Source organism: Methylobacillus sp. DLP286, assembly GCF_056636515.1.
The window spans coordinates 2198875-2215708 of the sequence record NZ_CM153145.1 but is presented as its reverse complement, the minus strand read 5'-3'; the positions used below and the strand labels follow the sequence as shown (position 1 = coordinate 2215708).

15 protein-coding genes are annotated in these 16834 nt (G+C 58.7%); 5 read left to right on the top strand and 10 right to left on the bottom strand.

The annotated features are described in order from the left end of the window. The first annotated feature begins 136 nt into the window (after positions 1–136). Positions 137–925 carry an SDR family NAD(P)-dependent oxidoreductase gene (locus ACWXTG_RS10510; protein WP_480219867.1) on the top strand — a complete coding sequence of 263 codons (789 nt, stop codon included), beginning with the start codon at positions 137–139 and terminating at the stop codon, positions 923–925. 67 nt (positions 926–992) lie between these two features. On the opposite strand, the gene ACWXTG_RS10505 is transcribed toward ACWXTG_RS10510, so the two are convergent. The 7 genes from ACWXTG_RS10505 to thiD all read right to left on the bottom strand — a co-directional run bounded on the left by ACWXTG_RS10505 (position 993) and on the right by thiD (position 6312). Next, entirely contained in the window at positions 993–1247 is a 255-nt protein-coding gene (locus tag ACWXTG_RS10505) for a hypothetical protein (RefSeq protein WP_309565923.1), read from the bottom strand. An 18-nt stretch (positions 1248–1265) separates the two neighbouring features. Further along, positions 1266–1742, bottom strand: coding sequence for a peptidoglycan-binding protein LysM (gene lysM, locus ACWXTG_RS10500; RefSeq protein WP_309565922.1), 477 nt, complete (start codon positions 1740–1742; stop codon positions 1266–1268). Positions 1743–1877: 135 nt separating this feature from the next. Beyond that, entirely contained in the window at positions 1878–2942 is a 1065-nt protein-coding gene (hemE, locus tag ACWXTG_RS10495) for a uroporphyrinogen decarboxylase (RefSeq protein ID WP_480219866.1), read from the bottom strand. 58 nt (positions 2943–3000) lie between these two features. Then, positions 3001–3564 (bottom strand): ATP-binding protein, encoded by a 564-nt coding sequence (locus tag ACWXTG_RS10490; protein ID WP_480219865.1) that lies wholly within the window; start codon positions 3562–3564, stop codon positions 3001–3003. Further along, positions 3561–4847 (bottom strand): glutamate-1-semialdehyde 2,1-aminomutase, encoded by a 1287-nt coding sequence (gene hemL, locus ACWXTG_RS10485; RefSeq protein WP_480219864.1) that lies wholly within the window; start codon positions 4845–4847, stop codon positions 3561–3563. Before hemL ends, ACWXTG_RS10490 begins: the two co-directional genes overlap by 4 nt. A 9-nt stretch (positions 4848–4856) precedes the next feature. Beyond that, positions 4857–5486: a thiamine phosphate synthase gene (gene thiE, locus ACWXTG_RS10480; protein ID WP_480219863.1), complete on the bottom strand. Its 630-nt coding sequence runs from the start codon at positions 5484–5486 to the stop codon at positions 4857–4859. After that, positions 5473–6312, bottom strand: coding sequence for a bifunctional hydroxymethylpyrimidine kinase/phosphomethylpyrimidine kinase (gene thiD / locus ACWXTG_RS10475; RefSeq protein WP_405029510.1), 840 nt, complete (start codon positions 6310–6312; stop codon positions 5473–5475). Before thiD ends, thiE begins: the two co-directional genes overlap by 14 nt. 401 nt (positions 6313–6713) lie before the next feature. Between thiD and ACWXTG_RS10470 the strand changes: the two genes are divergently transcribed. The 3 genes from ACWXTG_RS10470 (at position 6714) to ACWXTG_RS10460 (ending at position 10711) form a co-directional block, all read left to right on the top strand. Continuing rightward, positions 6714–9404, top strand: a complete 2691-nt coding sequence (locus tag ACWXTG_RS10470; RefSeq protein WP_480219862.1) for a cation-translocating P-type ATPase — start codon at positions 6714–6716, stop codon at positions 9402–9404. 14 nt (positions 9405–9418) lie between these two features. Continuing rightward, positions 9419–10285: a universal stress protein gene (locus tag ACWXTG_RS10465; protein WP_480219861.1), complete on the top strand. Its 867-nt coding sequence runs from the start codon at positions 9419–9421 to the stop codon at positions 10283–10285. Positions 10286–10462: 177 nt separating this feature from the next. Further along, positions 10463–10711 (top strand): DUF2171 domain-containing protein, encoded by a 249-nt coding sequence (locus ACWXTG_RS10460; RefSeq protein WP_480219860.1) that lies wholly within the window; start codon positions 10463–10465, stop codon positions 10709–10711. Positions 10712–10744: 33 nt separating this feature from the next. On the opposite strand, the gene ACWXTG_RS10455 is transcribed toward ACWXTG_RS10460, so the two are convergent. Continuing rightward, positions 10745–12058, bottom strand: a complete 1314-nt coding sequence (locus ACWXTG_RS10455; RefSeq protein ID WP_480219859.1) for an OmpP1/FadL family transporter — start codon at positions 12056–12058, stop codon at positions 10745–10747. A gap of 219 nt (positions 12059–12277) precedes the next feature. Here ACWXTG_RS10455 and ACWXTG_RS10450 point away from each other — a divergent pair, with 219 nt between their 5' ends. Then, positions 12278–13168, top strand: a complete 891-nt coding sequence (locus ACWXTG_RS10450; protein ID WP_480219858.1) for a crotonase/enoyl-CoA hydratase family protein — start codon at positions 12278–12280, stop codon at positions 13166–13168. Positions 13169–13171: 3 nt separating this feature from the next. Here the strand turns inward: ACWXTG_RS10450 and ACWXTG_RS10445 are convergent, their stop codons facing one another. Both ACWXTG_RS10445 and ACWXTG_RS10440 read right to left on the bottom strand, forming a co-directional pair. Further along, positions 13172–15304: an ATP-binding protein gene (locus tag ACWXTG_RS10445; protein WP_480219857.1), complete on the bottom strand. Its 2133-nt coding sequence runs from the start codon at positions 15302–15304 to the stop codon at positions 13172–13174. 151 nt (positions 15305–15455) lie between these two features. Further along, complete coding sequence (locus ACWXTG_RS10440; protein ID WP_309565910.1) at positions 15456–16517, bottom strand: HD domain-containing phosphohydrolase; 1062 nt, start codon at positions 16515–16517, stop codon at positions 15456–15458. Between the last annotated feature and the right edge of the window lie 317 nt (positions 16518–16834).

The window sequence follows — 16834 nt, the reverse complement described above, 5'->3', positions numbered from 1 at the left end:
TTATCAATTTCTGACAGCAAATTGAATGGCTTAGTACCAAGTTGAATGGCGCTTTTGTCATTCCCATGCCTGCTGCTTATCAAGCCGGTGTATGGAGCGCATACTTGACCCTATTCATTGATCGATAGGAGTCACCATGCAACTCAACCTGGAAAATAAGTTGGCGCTCGTGACCGCATCCTCCGCCGGGATCGGCCTGGAGATAGCGAAATCGCTGGCAAGGGAAGGGGCGCGGGTCATCATCAACGGGCGCAGCCAGGCCAGTGTGGACAAGGCGATCAGCCAGGTGCGGCAGGATGTGCCGCAAGCTGATATGCTGGGGCTGGCGGCGGATAACGGCACGCTGGAAGGCACACAGGCGACGCTAGCGCAATTCCCGGAAGTCGATATCCTGGTGAACAACCTGGGTATCTACGAAGCGGTCGGCTTTTTCGACGAGACGGATGCCGCCTGGCAGCATTTGTTTGAAGTGAACATCATGAGCGGCGTCAGGCTGGCCAGGCACTACCTTGGCAAGATGCTGGAAAACAAGGCCGGGCGCATTGTGTTCATCTCGAGCGAGTCCGGCGTCACGCCTGCCCCTGAAATGGCGCATTACAGCGCCACCAAGACCATGCAGCTCGGGATTTCGCGCTCACTGGCGGAGTTGACCAAACAGACGGCGGTGACGGTGAATGCCGTACTGCCCGGCCCCACCCGTACTGAGGGCGTGGAGAAATTCATCCAGGATATTTATCCAGGCATCAGCCTGGAGGAAGCGGAAAAGAAATTCATCAGTGAAAACCGCCCTACTTCGTTGATCGGCAGGTTGATCGACCCGGCGGAAATAGGCGACATCGTGGCATTTGTCTGCAGCGAGCGAGCCGCCGTGATTAACGGCGCCACTATACGTGCAGAGGGCGGATTGATCCGCTCCGCTTTTTGATTAGGCAGGTGCCAAGTGAGAAATCGGTAGGAAGATACCCGGGCGTAGGCCCGGGTATTGATAGGAGTTAGTGCTCGGCGGAATGTTCTTCCTGATGCTCGGCAGCGGCTTCGCGCGCCTTCTCGATAGCGTCTTCAGCAGCGTCCTTTGCGTCGTCGACCGCTTCCTCGGCCCTGTCGGCAGCGTGTTCCGCATGCTCCTGGGCTTGCTCTACGGCTTCCGCAGCGGCAGCTTCAACATTCTCTTCTTCCTTGTTGCTGCAACCTCCCAGCGCCAGGCTGGCAAGGAAAATGGCAAGGACGGACGTTGATAGTAATTTCATCTGAATCTCCTGTTGATGTTATTGGGGGATACGTAGGGTCTGGCCCGGATAGATTTTATCGGGATGGTTCAGCATGGGCTTGTTCGCCTCGAAAATCTTCATGTAGGCATTGGCGTTGCCGTAGTGCTCCTTGGCAATCTTGGACAAGGTATCGCCGCGTACCACGGTGTAGAACACGGGGGCGGTTTCTGCCGCAGTGACCTTGAGGTTGTCCACGACATCGCTGACGCCGTTGATGTTGCCGCAACAGAGCAGAATCTTTTCCTTGATCTCCTGGGTGGCCGCAGTGCCGCTGACCGTGACCTTGCCCGTGGCGCCGTCGAAATCCACCTGCAGGCCGTCTGCGTCAAGCTCCATTTTGTGGATGTAGTTGAGTATGGCCTTGCTGGCCTCGGCATTGGCGGAAGCTACCGGATTTTCGGTTTTTGACTCGACGGCGGGGTGGGTGCCAAACAGCTTTTCGCCGGCGTCCTTGATGAATGAAATCAAACCCATTTGCTTATCTCCTTGTTGTTATGAAGTCGTGACAAACGAAACGCGTTAATAGTTCATCTTACTCCCATATTGCGGGAGATGGCGGCCGCGAATGTCATTTTTTGTCAATCGCGGCCATGGGGTATTAATGGGCTCTTACAGGTGGTATTTGCTGCTGATGGCATGCACCGCCTTGATCATGGCCTCCGCATTCTCGGGCGGGGTGAATTGCGTGATGCCGTGGCCGAGGTTGAAGACATGGCCGCTGCCTATGCCGTAATCGGCGAGAATGCGTGCGGCTTCCTTTTCCACTGCTGCAGGGGTGGAAAGCAGGATGGCGGGGTCCATGTTGCCTTGCAGGGCGACCTTGCCGCCCACGCGCTTGCGCGCTTCGCCCAGGGAGACCGTCCAATCCAGCCCCAGTGCGTCCGCGCCGGTTTCCGCCTGGGATTCGAGCCAGAGCCCTCCGCCCTTGGTGAATACGATACTGGGCACGGCGCGGCCTTCGTTTTCCTTGGTCAACCCGCTGACGATCTGCTTCATGTACTGCAGCGAGAACTCCTGGTAGGCATGGTGGGAAAGCGCCCCGCCCCACGAGTCGAATATCATCACGGCCTGTGCGCCGGCGGCAATCTGCGCATTGAGGTAGTCGGTGACGGCCTGGGCCGTTACCGACAAGATATGGTGCAGCAGGTCCGGCCGGGCGTAGGCCATCTGCTTGATGGTGAGGAAATCGGTGCCGCCGCGGCCTTCCACCATATAAGTCGCCAATGTCCAGGGGCTGCCGGAAAAACCGATCAAGGGCACGCGGCCATCAAGCGCACGGCGGATCTGGCTCACGGCGTCGGTGACATAGCGGAGCTCGCTGCCGATGTCCGGCACGGCAAGCTTGCGGATGTCGCTTTCCTCGAGCAATGTGCGCTCGAACTTGGGGCCCTCGCCTTCCTCGAAATACAGCCCCAAGCCCATTGCATCGGGAATGGTGAGGATATCCGAGAATAAGATGGCGGCATCGAGCGGGAATCGGTCCAGCGGCTGCAGGGTGACTTCGGTCGCCAGGTCCGTGTTCTTGCACAGGTCCATGAAGCTGCCTGCTTTTTTGCGCGTTTCGCGGTACTCCGGCAGGTAGCGCCCTGCCTGGCGCATCATCCAGACCGGGGTGTAAGGCGTACGCTGGCGTTGCAGTGCGCGGAGGAAAACGTCATTTTTCAGTGAAGTCATTACGGCTGATCCTGTCAATCAAGGCTTTATTCTAATGGCATAAGCGAGGCAAGGGCTATTAATGGAGCTCATGCCCAGGCAAGGCGGAAACGACTTGTGCCGCCAGGCGGTCGGGATGGTCGGTGCCGTCCAGGCGCAGGACCGGCAATGACTGCTGTGCAAGCCAGTTTTCATGTCGCGCCAAATTTCGCCCGGTATGGCCGGGTCCGGGCGATTCGTACTGAGATGCCCATTCGGCAAACGCAAGGTGCGCCTCGTACATGTCGCCGCCCGGCGCTATGCGTTCTCCATGACGTTGTTTTTCACGCTTTCTTAGCCTGTCCATGCGCACCGCATGGGGCGTGACCACAAACACGATCAGGCTGGCATGCTCGATCAGGGCGTCGCCCCAGCCATCGAACGAGCCGGCCAGGATCCAGCCATCCTCGCCCAATGCGTCGCGGATCAGGCTGACGCGCTCTTGCGGAGGGCGTTTGAGCGAAAAAGGCGGGTCGGTGGGCAGCCAGTAGAACTGGTCCACATCGATATGCGGCAGCCCTAACTGCCGTGCAAGCGTAGCGCCCAGCGTCGTGACGCCGGCACATGACGCACCCGTGATATAGATGCGCGGCCGGTTGGTCATTGGGCGTTGATACGGCTGAATACGCTTTCCGCTGCGGCAATGGTCTGGTTGATATCCGCCTCGCTGTGTGCGATCGAGACAAAACCGGCTTCGAAAGCGGATGGCGCCAGGTAAACGCCCTCTTCCAGCATGCCGTGGAAGAAGCGGTTGAATGCGTGTTTGTCCGCCTGCATCACCTCGGCGAAGCTGGCGGGGCATTCGGCGCTGAAATAGACGCCGAACATGCCGCCGACGCTTTGTGCACTGAACGTGACGCCGGCATCGCGTGCCGCCTGGGCCAGGCCGTCGGTGAGTTGGCGTGTTTTCGCGGAAAGCGCTTCATGAAAGCCGGGCCGCTGCAATTGCTTCAATGTCGCCAGGCCGGCGGCAACGGCGACCGGGTTGCCGGACAAGGTGCCTGCCTGGTACACCGGCCCCAGGGGCGCGAGGAAGGCCATGACGTCGGCACGGCCGCCGAAGGCACCCACCGGCAGGCCGCCGCCGATCACCTTGCCGAGCGTGGTGAGGTCGGGCTTGATGCCGAACAATTGTTGTGCGCCGCCCAAGGCGACACGGAAGCCGGTCATGACCTCGTCGAAAATCAATAGAGTGCCGGATTGGGTGCAGAGCGAGCGCAATGCGGCCAGAAATTCCGGCGTAGGTCGCACCAGGTTCATGTTGCCTGCCACCGGCTCGAGGATGACGCAGGCGATCTCTTTGCCTAGCTCCTCGAACAACTGCACCAGCGCCTGCACATCGTTGTAGGGCAAGGTCAATGTATGGGCAGCCAGCTCGGGCGGCACGCCGGCAGAGCTGGGCTGGCCGAAAGTGAGCGCTCCCGAACCTGCCTTGACCAACAGGGAGTCGGCATGGCCGTGGTAGCAGCCCTCGAACTTGAGAATCTTGCTGCGGCTGGTGAAGCCGCGCGCCAGTCTGATGGCGCTCATGGTGGCTTCCGTCCCCGAGCTGACCAGCCGCACTTGCTCCATGCTGGGGACAAGCTGCGTGATCAGTTGCGCCATTTCCAGCTCCAGCGCGGTCGGCGCGCCGAAGGACAGGCTGTTGGCGGCGGCGGCCTGCACCACGGCAACCACGTCAGGTTGGGCATGGCCGAGGATCATCGGGCCCCAGGAGCCAACGTAGTCGATGTATTCCTTGCCGTCTTCGTCCCACAAGCGGGAACCAAGGCCGCGCTTGAAGAACACCGGCGTGCCGCCTACCGAGCCGAAGGCGCGCACCGGCGAGTTCACGCCGCCCGGGATCAGGGTTTGGGATTGTTCGAATAATTGCTGGTTTCTGCTCATGGCCTGGCTCTAACTGAAAAGTTGGTTGAATTGACTGGCTTGTGTCTTGATGTCGGGAGCGTTCCACAATGCCCCGATCACGGCGACGGCATCGGCGCCTGCGCTGATGATGCTGGCGGCATTCTCCAGATTGATGCCCCCTATGGCAACGACTGGCAAACCGAGTTCACGCGCCTTGGCGAACAAGGCGAGGTCGGCGCGTGGCGCGTTTGGCTTGGTGGAGGAAGGAAAACATGCGCCGAAGGCGACGTAATCCGCGCCCAGGCCGGCGGCCTGCCGGGCTAGGCCGAGGTTGTTGTAGCAGGAGGCGCCGATGATCTTGCGTTGGCCCAATGCCGCCCGTGCGGCGGCAATATCGCCGTCGTCTATGCCCAGGTGCACGCCGTCCGCATCCAGCCTGGCGGCAAGCTGGACGTCATCATTGATGATGAGGGGCACCTGGAAACGGCGGCACAAGGCCAGGAGCGCGCTGGCCTGGGCGTGGGCCTGTTCGCCGGAAACTCGCTTGTTGCGGTATTGCAGCACCCCGGCTCCTCCGGCGAGGGCAGCCTCGCAGATGGTCAGCAGCCTGGGCGTGTCGGTTTCATCCGGGGTGATGGCATACAGTCCGTGGATTGCCGGGAGGTTATTCCGCGTCATCGGATTCTTCGCGTGCCCAGAACAAGCGGTCGGGGATGTATTGCCCCATGCCGGGACGGAAGGCGTGGCGCAGCGAGTGCCAGGTATATTCTTGCGCCTCCGCGATGGCTTCCTCCATGCCCAGCCCGTGCGCCAGGCAGGCGGCGATCGCCGAGGCCAGCGTGCAGCCGGAGCCGTGGTAGCTTCCCGGCAGGCGCTCGCAAGGATAGGAGCGCAATAGCTTCTGCGAGCCGTAAAGATTGTTGACGACTTGCGGCGAGCGTTCGTGCGTGCCGGTAATCAGGACATATTCAGGCCCGAGCGCCAGCAGGCGCTCCGCCACCTCTTCGATAGAGGCATGTTCGCTTTCGTCGGTAAAGTCCCCGGTGAATGCCAGCCGCCGTGCTTCCAGGCTGTTCGGCGTGAGCAGCGTCGCTTGCGGGAACAGCAAATCTATCATCGCCTCCTGCATGGCTTCGTTGGCCAACTCGTCGCCACGGCCCGAAGACAGGATCGGGTCTATCAGCAACGGCACATCGGGGTAGTCCGCAACGATCTCGGCAATCACGGCGATATTTTCCACGCTGCCCAGCATGCCGAGCTTGAAGGCCGATATCTGCATATCTTCCAGGATGGTGCGCGCTTGTTCGTTGATGAGTTCCGCGTCCAGGGGGACGACATTTTCCACTCCTACCGTATCCTGTACGGTGACCGCCGTGACGACAGACAAGGGGTGGCAGCCGATGCTGGCCAATGCCAAGAGATCTGCCTGCAGGCCTGCGCCGCTGCTCGGGTCGGTAGCGGCAAAGGTGAGTACGCTGGGAGGCATGAGGTTGATTGTTTCCATGGCGGAATCCTGTCAGATGGATAAACGGGCTCGAACAGGCAAATGACTGGACGGGCCGATGTTAGAGCCGCTGACAAAACCCTTCTGTCGTCGTTGCTCTGCCTTGCCGTACTCGTTGTACTGTCTGTGGCAGAGCGCCTAGCCAGAATCACTGCGCCGGGTTTTGTTAGAAGCTCTTAATTCAAGAGGCCTATTCTAGCCTAATCACTCCTGAAAGAAGAGGGTTGGGTTGCAACGGGCAGATCGGGATGCCGGGTGACGCGCATCATTGTGGATTCCGGAGGAAATATATGGAAAGCAATAGACGCACTTGATTAAGCCATATTAGAAAAATGGTTTTGCCTGATCGCGGCAAAGCCTTTTAGAATAAAAAGACATCGACCACTGAAAGGCCATTGCCCATGCCGCAATCCAGCCAGAATGATGCAGTTGCCGCACCGCCATGGCATGCGCTCAAGTCGAGCGAGGTGCTTGAGCGCGTGCAGTCCAGCCCAGAGGGCCTGAGCAGCAGCGAGGCCGAAAAGCGGTTGCAGGAGCACGGGCGCAATGAATTGCCTGCCCCGCGACGGCAGCATCCCGTCATGCGCTTCCTGTCGCAGTTCAACAATGCCTTGATCTATTTCATGTTGTCCGCGGCGGTGATTGCATTCTTTCTTGAGCATGCCGTCGATTCGGCAGTGATACTCGCCGTGGTGCTGATCAACGCGATTGTCGGGTACATCCAGGAGGGCAAGGCCGAACAGGCGCTGGATGCCATACGCAACATGATGGTGCCGCATGTCACGGTATTGCGTGATGGACACCGCCAGCACCTGGACGTGGCCGACCTGGTGCCCGGGGACGTGATCGTGCTCGAGGCGGGCGACAGCGTGCCTGCGGACGCGCGTTTGCTCAAGGCGCGGCAGCTTTCCAGCGAGGAGGCCATCCTGACCGGCGAATCGGTCCCGAGCCAGAAGCAGGAGCAAGCCGTGGCAGAGGACGCCGACCTGGGGGACCGCCATTGCATGTTGTATTCCGGCACCATCGTGGCGGCGGGCCAGGGCCGTGCCGTGATTGTGGAAACGGGCAGCGCGACGGAAATCGGGCGCATCAGCAGCATGATTTCCAAGGTGGAAACCCTTGAGACGCCCCTCTTGCAGCAAATCAACCATTTCGGGCGCCTGTTCACATGGTTCGCTCTCAGCCTGGCCGTGGCGTTGCTCGCGTTTGCCAAGCTGGTGCAAAACTACAGCTGGATCGACGGATTCATGGTGGTGGTGGCGATCTCGGTCGGGCTGGTGCCCGAAGGCCTGCCTGCCGTGATTACCATCACGCTTGCGATCGGCGTGCAGCGCATGGCGAGGCACAACGCCATTATCCGCCGCCTGCCTGCGGTGGAGACGCTGGGCGCCACCTCGGTGATCTGCTCCGACAAGACGGGCACCCTCACGCGCAACGAAATGACAGTCAGGCGCCTGGTGGCAGGCAAGGCGCATTATCTGGTCGAAGGCACGGGGTATGTGCCCGAGGGCGAGATCAAGCCGCAGGACGGTGCGCCAGACCATGAGTGGGAGGGCCTGGTGCGGGCAGGCCTGCTTTGCAACGATGCCAAGCTGGAGGAAGAGTCCGGGCAATGGCATGTCCTGGGCGACCCGATGGAAGGCGCGCTGGTGGCGCTGGCGATGAAGGCAGGCAAGGATATCCAGCAGGAGCGCAACGCCTGGAAGCGGCTGGACGAGGTGCCTTTCGACAGTAAGCACAAGTTCATGGCGACGCTGCACCATCATGAGGAACACGGCACCTGGATGTTCATCAAGGGCGCGCCGGAAAGCGTGCTGGAAAGGTGCGGGCAGCCTGACCACGAGTACTGGGCGGAGCGCATCAGCGAGGCGGCACAGCATGGCGAGCGCGTACTGGGCTTTGCCGCCAAGCGCTGCGAGGACGGCAAGCAGCATCTCGAATTCAAGGACGTGGAGGGCAATCTGGAACTGCTGGGCGTCATGGGCTTCATCGATCCGCCGCGAGAAGAGGTGCTCGATGCCATAGCCAGCTGCCGTTCCGCCGGTGTCAAGGTCAAGATGATCACGGGCGACCACGCCGCCACGGCGCAAGCGATCGCCAAGCAGCTGCACCTGGCGGACGAGCCGGGCGTCATGACCGGGGCCGACCTTGACAAGGTGCCGGATGAGGAATTGAGCGCCGTGCTGGCGAAAACCAGCGTGTTTGCGCGCACCACGCCCGAGCACAAGCTGCGCATCGTCAAGGCCTTGCAGCAACAGGGCGAGGTGGTCGCCATGACAGGAGACGGCGTCAACGATGCGCCCTCCCTCAAGCAGGCCGACGTGGGCATCGCCATGGGCAAGAAAGGCACGGAGGCGGCCAAGCAGGCCTCGGAAATGGTGCTGGCGGACGACAATTTCGCCACCATCGTCTCTGCGGTGCATGCCGGACGCACGGTCTACGACAACGTGCGCAAGGTGATCGCCTGGACATTGCCGACCAACGGCGGCGAGGCGCTGGCGGTGGTGGTAGCGCTGCTGCTGGGCATGTCCTTGCCCATGACGCCGGCACAGATTCTCTGGATCAACATGGTGCTGACGGTGACGCTGGGGCTGGTGCTGGCGTTCGAGCCTTCCGAGCCCGACGTCATGGAGCGTCCGCCGCGCCCGCGCAATGCCGCCCTGCTTTCCCCTTTCCTGCTCTGGCGCGTGGGTTTTGTCTCGGTCTTGTTCACCATGGGCGTTTTCATTATTTTCGAATATGCCATGCGGCGCGAACTTGGCGAGGAAGTGGCACGCACCATGGTGGTGAATACCCTGGTGGTGCTGGAAATCTTCTACTTGTTTAATGTGCGCTACCTCAATGCCCGGTCGTTCAGCTGGCGCGGGCTGGTCGGCACGCCGATACTGCTGATCGCGCTTGCCGTGGTGATCGTGGCGCAGTTGGCCTTCACCTATGCCGCCCCCTTGCACGCCTTGTTCGCTAGCGCGCCGATTGACTGGAAAGACGGTCTCGTGATCATATTGATCGGTATTGTCTTCATGCTGGTGTTGGAATTCGAGAAAATGTTGATGCGAAAACGCGGCAAAACCAATGTGCTGGCAGAATCTTAAGGAAGGAAACCCTGGTGACGACAGAATTCAAGACCAAACGGCCACGCCAGTTGTTGTTGGCTACCGATCTCGGCGCGCGTTGCGACCGTGCGCTGGACCGCGCGGTGCAGCTTTCGCGGGAATGGCATGCTCCGCTGACGGTGGTGCATGCCTTTGAGCAGATAGAACCGATCGCAGACGAGCCTGGCTGGCGCCAGCCGCAAGATGCCGCCCTGGCGATCCAGGCCGAGCTGGAGGATGAGCTGGATGCGACCGGCCTGCCCGGCATCACCGTCCGCGTGCCGAAAGGCAAACCGAGCGCGGTGGTATTGAATGTAGCCGAGGAGGTGCAGGCCGAGCTGATCCTCACCGGAGTCAAGCGTGACGGGGCCTTCGAGAAGGCGCTGCTTGGGGATACCGTGACGGAGTTGGCGCGCCATTCCAAGGTGCCGGTGCTGGTAGTGAAGAAACGCCTGCGCAAGCCTTACGGCAAGATCGTCGTGGCAACCGACCTTTCCGAGTTGTCCCGTGCGGCGCTTGCCCGCGCTGTGGACTTGTTCGGGCCGGAAAACCTGGTGGTGTTCCACGCCTCCTTCGCCCATTTCGCCAGCCGCATGGATGACCGGGTGGCGTATGAGAGCGAGCTACGCAGCGACGCCATCCAGAACTGCCGTGACTTTATCCGCGACGTGGCGGGCGACGCGGCTGCCGTCAGCATCGAAGTGGTAGTGGAATATGGCGAACCAGACCTGCTGCTGGAGAAATATGTGCAGGACAAAAAAGTGGACCTGGTTGTCGCTGCAACCCGCGGCCGCAGCGGGCTGCTAGGCGTATTGTTGGGCAGCGTCGCCATCCGCATACTGGATAGCGTCGCTTGCGATGTGCTGATTGTGCGGAGCTGAGCCGGTCATGATCCAGGGCTTGACCAGACGGATTGGGGTTGCTTGCTTTACCCAATGTTTTGTTAGGTTTTATTAGCCGCTGTTTAGGTAATTCTGACAGGGTTTTCAGAGCATTGCCTATCCAGCCAGGCGTGGCGCACCCGTAAGCTGTAAGCTCATTTTGCAAGGAGCAATATCATGAGTCTTTCCCATGGAATCTTGCCCGGTATGCCGGTCATCTGTTCCCAGGGCGGCAAGTTCGCCACGGTGGACCATATGGAAGGCAGCAACCAGATCAAGCTGCAGAAGGATGAAAACGGCCAGCACCACTACATTCCGGTGAGCTGGGTGACTGCTACCGACAATGCCGAAGTCACGGTCGACCGCCCCGGCAAGCAGGCGATGCAGGACTGGTCCACTAGCCCATTGCCGGAGAAGTTTAGCTAGCAATAATTTTAGCGATTAGCTCACGGCCTATGGTCAGAATGAGTGGCTCCACTGTGCGCTCAATATGTTGACTTTGGAGGAGAATTCTCCTTGGATGTTGTGGCGCACAGCCCCCTCGCTACTGTTCTCCATGCTGGAGTCCTTCATGCGTAGATAGGCGTAGCCGACATCGATGGTATTGAAGGAATCCAGCTTCCAGCTTGCGCCAACCGCGAACCAGGTGCGGTCGGCATCCGGAATGCGCGGGGTGCGGTGGCTGGAGTTGGAGACCGGGGTCTGATCATATGCAACGCCTGCGCGTAGGGTGAGCTGGTCGTTATAGCGGTAGTTACCGCCTAGCGAAATCCGGTAGCTGTCGTTCCACTTGGTGGTAGTGACATTGTCATCCAGCGCGCTGTCAAATTGGATGCGCAATTCTTTGAAGCGGCTCCAGTTAGTCCAGGTGACATCGGCCAGCAATTCCACTTTGTCGTTTAATTGTTGTGCCAGGCTGAACGAGACGGTTTCGGGCATGGAAAGGTTGGCAGTAATATCCGAGTTACTCAGACGTGAGGCAAGTTGTGCGACTTGGTTGATTGCGGCGGAACGTCTAAAGCTCGCCTCGCCCTCCAACTTGTGTTTGATATGGGAACGGTAACTGGCTCCCAAAGTGATGTTTTCCCATGGTTTGTAAATCACGCCTAGGTTGAAACCCAAGCTGATGTCATCGCCCTTCATTTTGCTATAACTGTCGACGGCTGCATTACCGGCTTGACTCAAGCCACTGGGCGAACATACCCCTAATCCATTTAACGGACTGCCTAAGCACAGCGCGCTTGAATCTATTGCATTCGTGAGCTCAGCCTTGACGTATTGCAGGCTGATGCCGCCGCCAATCGACCATTTCTCTGACGGCTTGAATGAAAGGGCCGGGTTGACATTGACGGTTATCAATTCGGATTTCAAAGCTTGGTAGCGGCCTTTCCAGCCGTTGTCGTATTCCGAGGTCAGCCCATAAGGCACCGTAATCCCCAAACCAAACTTCAGGTCAGTGCTCAGGTCGCTGGCGAAATAGAAATTAGGTACTAGCTCCAGGGACGCGGCGTTACCGCCATTGTTGCCGGAAATTGGAGTTTGGGGCCCAGTAGGGTCAATATAGCTTGAGTTGGTATTACTGAGCTTGGCGCTAGGGAGAATGGCGCTGCCGCCCAACACGATCTGCCTGCCTGCAGGCAGCCATGAAAGGCTGGCCGGGTTGAAGAATTGGATGCTGGCGTCGTCTGCTCGGGCAGCCATGCCCGCATAGGCATTGCCGAACCCGGAAGCGCTTTGCTCAATCAGGGCAAAACCTGCCGCATGCGCCGTCATGTTCACTCCACTGCTGATTCCCAAAATCGACAAAAAGCATAAGCGCTTGATCATTTTTTTTATTTCCATCGGTGGTATTTGGCGTCAAGAGTGGATATTAACGGCAAAGTTTAAAGAATGTTGAATTTCTAATAATCAATCAGGCATTTACCTTGCAATACAATTGTGCTACGTCTGCGAGTGTAGTGTGATTTTTTTAACCTTTATGGGGAGTTCTTTATGAATGCCGTTGTTGATTTCAATCCTTTAAACACTGTTCAATTTGAGCAAGTACGTGCCCACTATGAGCCCGAGTTCGGTATTACATGGCTGTTTATGCAGCCCAACCCGCGGCCGTGCTTCAACCGGATTTGCATGAGCGAACTGCTGATGAACCAGACGCAGATCGAGGCATCGCATGCCAATCCGCTTCACCGTCCGCAGCAGGCTACAAACTACCTGGTGCTGGCGTCCGATGTGGAAGGCGTGTTCAACCTGGGCGGCGACCTGGCAACATTCAAGGAAGCCATTGAGAAGAAGGAAAGGAGCAAGCTGCTGGAATATGCCCATTTGTGCATAGACAACCTCTGGACCTTCTACAATATGCAGGCTCCGATCACCACGATTTCCCTGGTCAAGGGCCAGGCCATGGGAGGCGGATTCGAGGCTGCCTTGTCCGCGCATGTGCTGATCGCCGAGAAAGGCGCGCTCATGGGCTTGCCCGAGGTGTTGTTCAACCTGTTCCCCGGCATGGGGGCGATGAGCTTCCTGTCGCGCCGGATCGGATTGAGCGCCGCCGATAAGATGATCCGCTCGGGCAAGGTCTACACCGCCGAAGAGCTTTACGACATGGGGGTGGTGGACGTGCTGGCAGAAACCGGCCAGGGCGAGAAAGCGTTGCATGACTGGGTGCGCAAGACGCATAAGTCGCTGAACTCGTTCCAGGCGATCCAGAAGGCCAAGCAGCGCGTCAACCCGGTTACCAAGCAGGAGCTGCTCGACATCACGGAAATCTGGGTGGATGCGGCATTGCGGCTGACCGAGCGCAACCTCAAGGTGATGGAGCGCCTGGTGCGCGCCCAGAACACCAAGGTGGGAGATCAGGAAGAAGCCGTCAGGGCAGCAGGATGACAGCTAGCTCGAGGCAGCCTGCCGACTACTCAAGTAGTCGTTAATGGCTTGCGTGGCTGCCTCGAACTCTTTCTCGAGTTGATCCAGCATGATGGTGCCGCGGAAACGCAGCTCCTCAGGACTGGCTTTGTCCATCATATCCGCTTGTTTGCTCACGGTGACTGCACCGATGCTCAGGCTATTGCCCTTGAGCGCATGGCAAAACTCGTGCAGTTCGCCATAACGCTTGGCGCCGAGATTCTGCTTGATGACTTTGACCAACGCTCCACAGTCGGTGACGTACTTGCTTAGGAGGCGGGGTACGAACATGCTGTCCTGCCCGCCCAGCAGTTCCAGTTCCGACAGCGTCGCAGGCGACAATACGTCGTTTGCCTTTGCTGCTTCCTGCGGCGGAGCCGCATTCTTTTTCGCATAAAACTGTGCCACCTGGCCCGAAACCGGCAGGCCGCCCTTGAGGCTGGCTATCGTGTCGAACAACAGCTTGGTTTCGATCGGCTTGGTCAGGTAGGCGTCGAAGCCCGCCACTTCGGCTGCAGACTTGGTTTCCACCGTTGCGTCGGCAGTGAACAGGATAAACTTGGTTTCCCTGTCGTCCGGCCGCAGGAAGCGATACAGCTTCAGCGCGTCTATCCCATTCATTCCGGCCATATTGAGGTCGGATACCACAAGGTCGAATTGCTCGATTTCCAGCCTGTCCAGCAGCTCATCGGCATTGTCGACCACGGCGACATTGTGGCCGGGCAGTTGCAGTAGCTTGACGATGATGGTCTGGTTGGTGACATTGTCCTCGCAAACCAGGATCTTGAGCGGCTTGGTGGAGGGCTGGGGATTATTGTCGACCGCGGCAAGCGAAACGACAGGCGCAGGTGCGACGATTTCCAGCGTGAGGTCGAACCAGAACCGGCTGCCGACATTGAGGCCGCTGGTCAGGTGCAGCTCGCTGCCCAATGCTTCGACCAGGCGCTTGGCGATGGTGAGGCCTAGGCCGCTGCCGCCAAACTTGCGCGTGGTGGAGATGTCTGCCTGGGTGAAGCTTTCAAAAATGCGTTCGCGCTGCTCGTCGGAAATGCCGATGCCGGTATCGATAACCTCGATGCGGTATATGCCTTGGTCGGCGGTCGACTCCAGTGTGTGCACGGCAAGCGTGACCGAGCCGCGCTCGGTGAACTTGACGGCGTTGCCGACCAGGTTGGCCAGGATCTGCTGCAGGATGTAGGGATCACTCTTGACGCGTACGTCGTCGAGGTCGATGCTTTTTTCCAGGGTGATGCGCTTGTTGAGCGCCTGGCCCTTGAATACCTCGATGGTTTGCTCGGCCAGCTCGCGCAGGGAAAGCTCGGTTTTTTCCACTTGCAGCTTTTCCTGCTCGATCTTGGAAAAGTCCAGCACGTTGTTGAGCTGGGAGAGCAACAGCTTGGACGAGCTCTCGAGCGTGCGCAGCAGCTCGTCCTGCTCGTGGTTGAGCTGCGTGTTGCGCAACAGGGTGCTGATACCGATGATGCCGTTGAGAGGAGTGCGGATTTCGTGGCTCATGTTGGCGACGAAGCGGGTTTTCGCGTGGTTTGCGACCTCGGCTTTCTGCCTGGCCTCCTCGATGCGCGTGATCAGCGTGGCGACGTAGAGCGGCAACGCTACCAACATGAGCAACAGGCTGTAGCTGATGGCCCTGTGTTCCAGCCAGAACGGGTTGACGTTGATGGTATAGAGAAAGCCGATCACGCTCAGCGCCTGGGAGTGCAGCAGGTATTTCTTGCCGAAGCGGAAGCCGTTGCCGAAGGTCACCCAAAGGTATACCCCGACCAGGATGACCCCTAGTTCGCCGGTCATCGCCATGAACATGGTGGGCAGGCCGATATCCAGCCATGCGCCGGACAGCCTGCGCAAGGCGGCATGGCTTGTCGTGAACAGGATTAGCCCGATCAATACGAAGGACAGCACCTGGAACACCACCGTCATCGGGATGGCGAGCGGGAAGGCATGGCTGATGGTGTTGAGGCCGGTGACTTCGCGGTAGATCAGGAAGGACAGGAACGCCATGCACAGCCAGATGCGGATGATGGCCTGCTCAAGCTCCAGCGGGTCGCAATGCCTGCTCAGAGTCAGCCAGTACTGCCTGGCCCGCTTGAAGGGTTGCATCAATGACATATGCTGGTCGAGTATTAAAAGTTGGAAAGCGCTGCAATCGAGATTGCAGCTTCTATTATTCCGGTGCGTGTATTAGGTTGCGCTTAGATAAAGTTATATTCAAGTCCCCTGAAGGGGAAATTTGCAACTTTTAAACAGGCTCTTAGGAAGCATGACGCTTGTGAATTTCCTCGAACAGCATATGCACATCGGGTATGAGCTTGATCAATTCCGGGTCGAAATGCTTGCCGTTTTCTGCAATCAGGTATTCGATCGCCTTATCCACGCTCCAGGCCTCCTTGTAGGGGCGGCGGCTGGTGAGGGCGTCGAATACGTCCGCTACCGCCACAATACGGGCCGATAGAGGAATTTCCTGGCCGGACATGCCATAGGGGTAGCCCGAGCCGTCAAACTTCTCGTGGTGCGCGAGCGCGATCTCGCTGCCTTTCTGCAGGTACTTGGACGGGCTGCCCTGCAGGATTTCATAGCCGATCAGCGGGTGCCGCTGCATGACCTTTTTCTCTTCCGGCGTGAACGGTCCTTGCTTGAGCAGCACGCTGTCGGGGATGCCGATTTTGCCGATGTCATGAAGAGGGGCGGCCAACTCGATCAGCTCTGCCTCGTCTTCAGGGAAGCCCAATGCCTCTGCCAGCACGCGGCTGTAAAGCGACATGCGCAGTAGGTGCTGTGCGGTGTCGTAATCGCGGTATTCCCCGGCGCGGGCAAGGTGCATCAGGGTTTCCTTTTCCCGCATGAGGATGTTCTCGGTGGCCTCGCGCACCATGCTCTCTAGCAGCCGGCTTTTGTCTTCCAGGGTCAGCCGCTGCTGGCGCAAGGTGATCAGGTTTTTGCAGCGCGCCATGCATTCATGCATGTCCACCGGCTTGGTGAGGAAATCGGTGACGCCCGCATCCAGCGCGGCGTAACGGATCTCCACATCCTGCTTGATCGTGATCATGATGGTGGGCACGGTTTGGTACTGGGGCAGGCGCGTGATTTCATTGATGAAGCACAGGCCGTTCATGCCCGGCATTTCATAATCGACCAGCAGCAGGTCTGCGGTGTTGTCTTGCGCCCAGAGCAATGCCTCGGTAGGCGAGGAAAACTCGAATGTTTTGATACCGCGCCCGAGGTTCCTGACAATTTTGGACAGGATAGAGCGGCTGACGGCCTGGTCATCAAGGATCAGCACCTTGGCGGTATCAACGAGGTTGAGGGTCTTCATAATTACCTATGTTCTTAGTCCAGGGGGGTACTAGGCACAGCCTCCACAATCGCTTCGAATGACGGACAATCGTTAATGCAGAGGATCAGTTGCATTATTATCATACAGCCAGATGCAAAAGATTGAAGCATTGATGACATTGATTCATATTCACCAAGATCAAATCCCAGCAAGCTATTGCAGGAAATTAGGCTTAATGCCCTACTAAAAACCGTCCAGCAAAACTCCCATGACGTGGTTGCTCTGCTTGTCCTGGCCCTTGTAACGCCTGCGGCATGGCGCCTAGCCAGAAGCGCCTCACTGAATTTTGTTAGGCT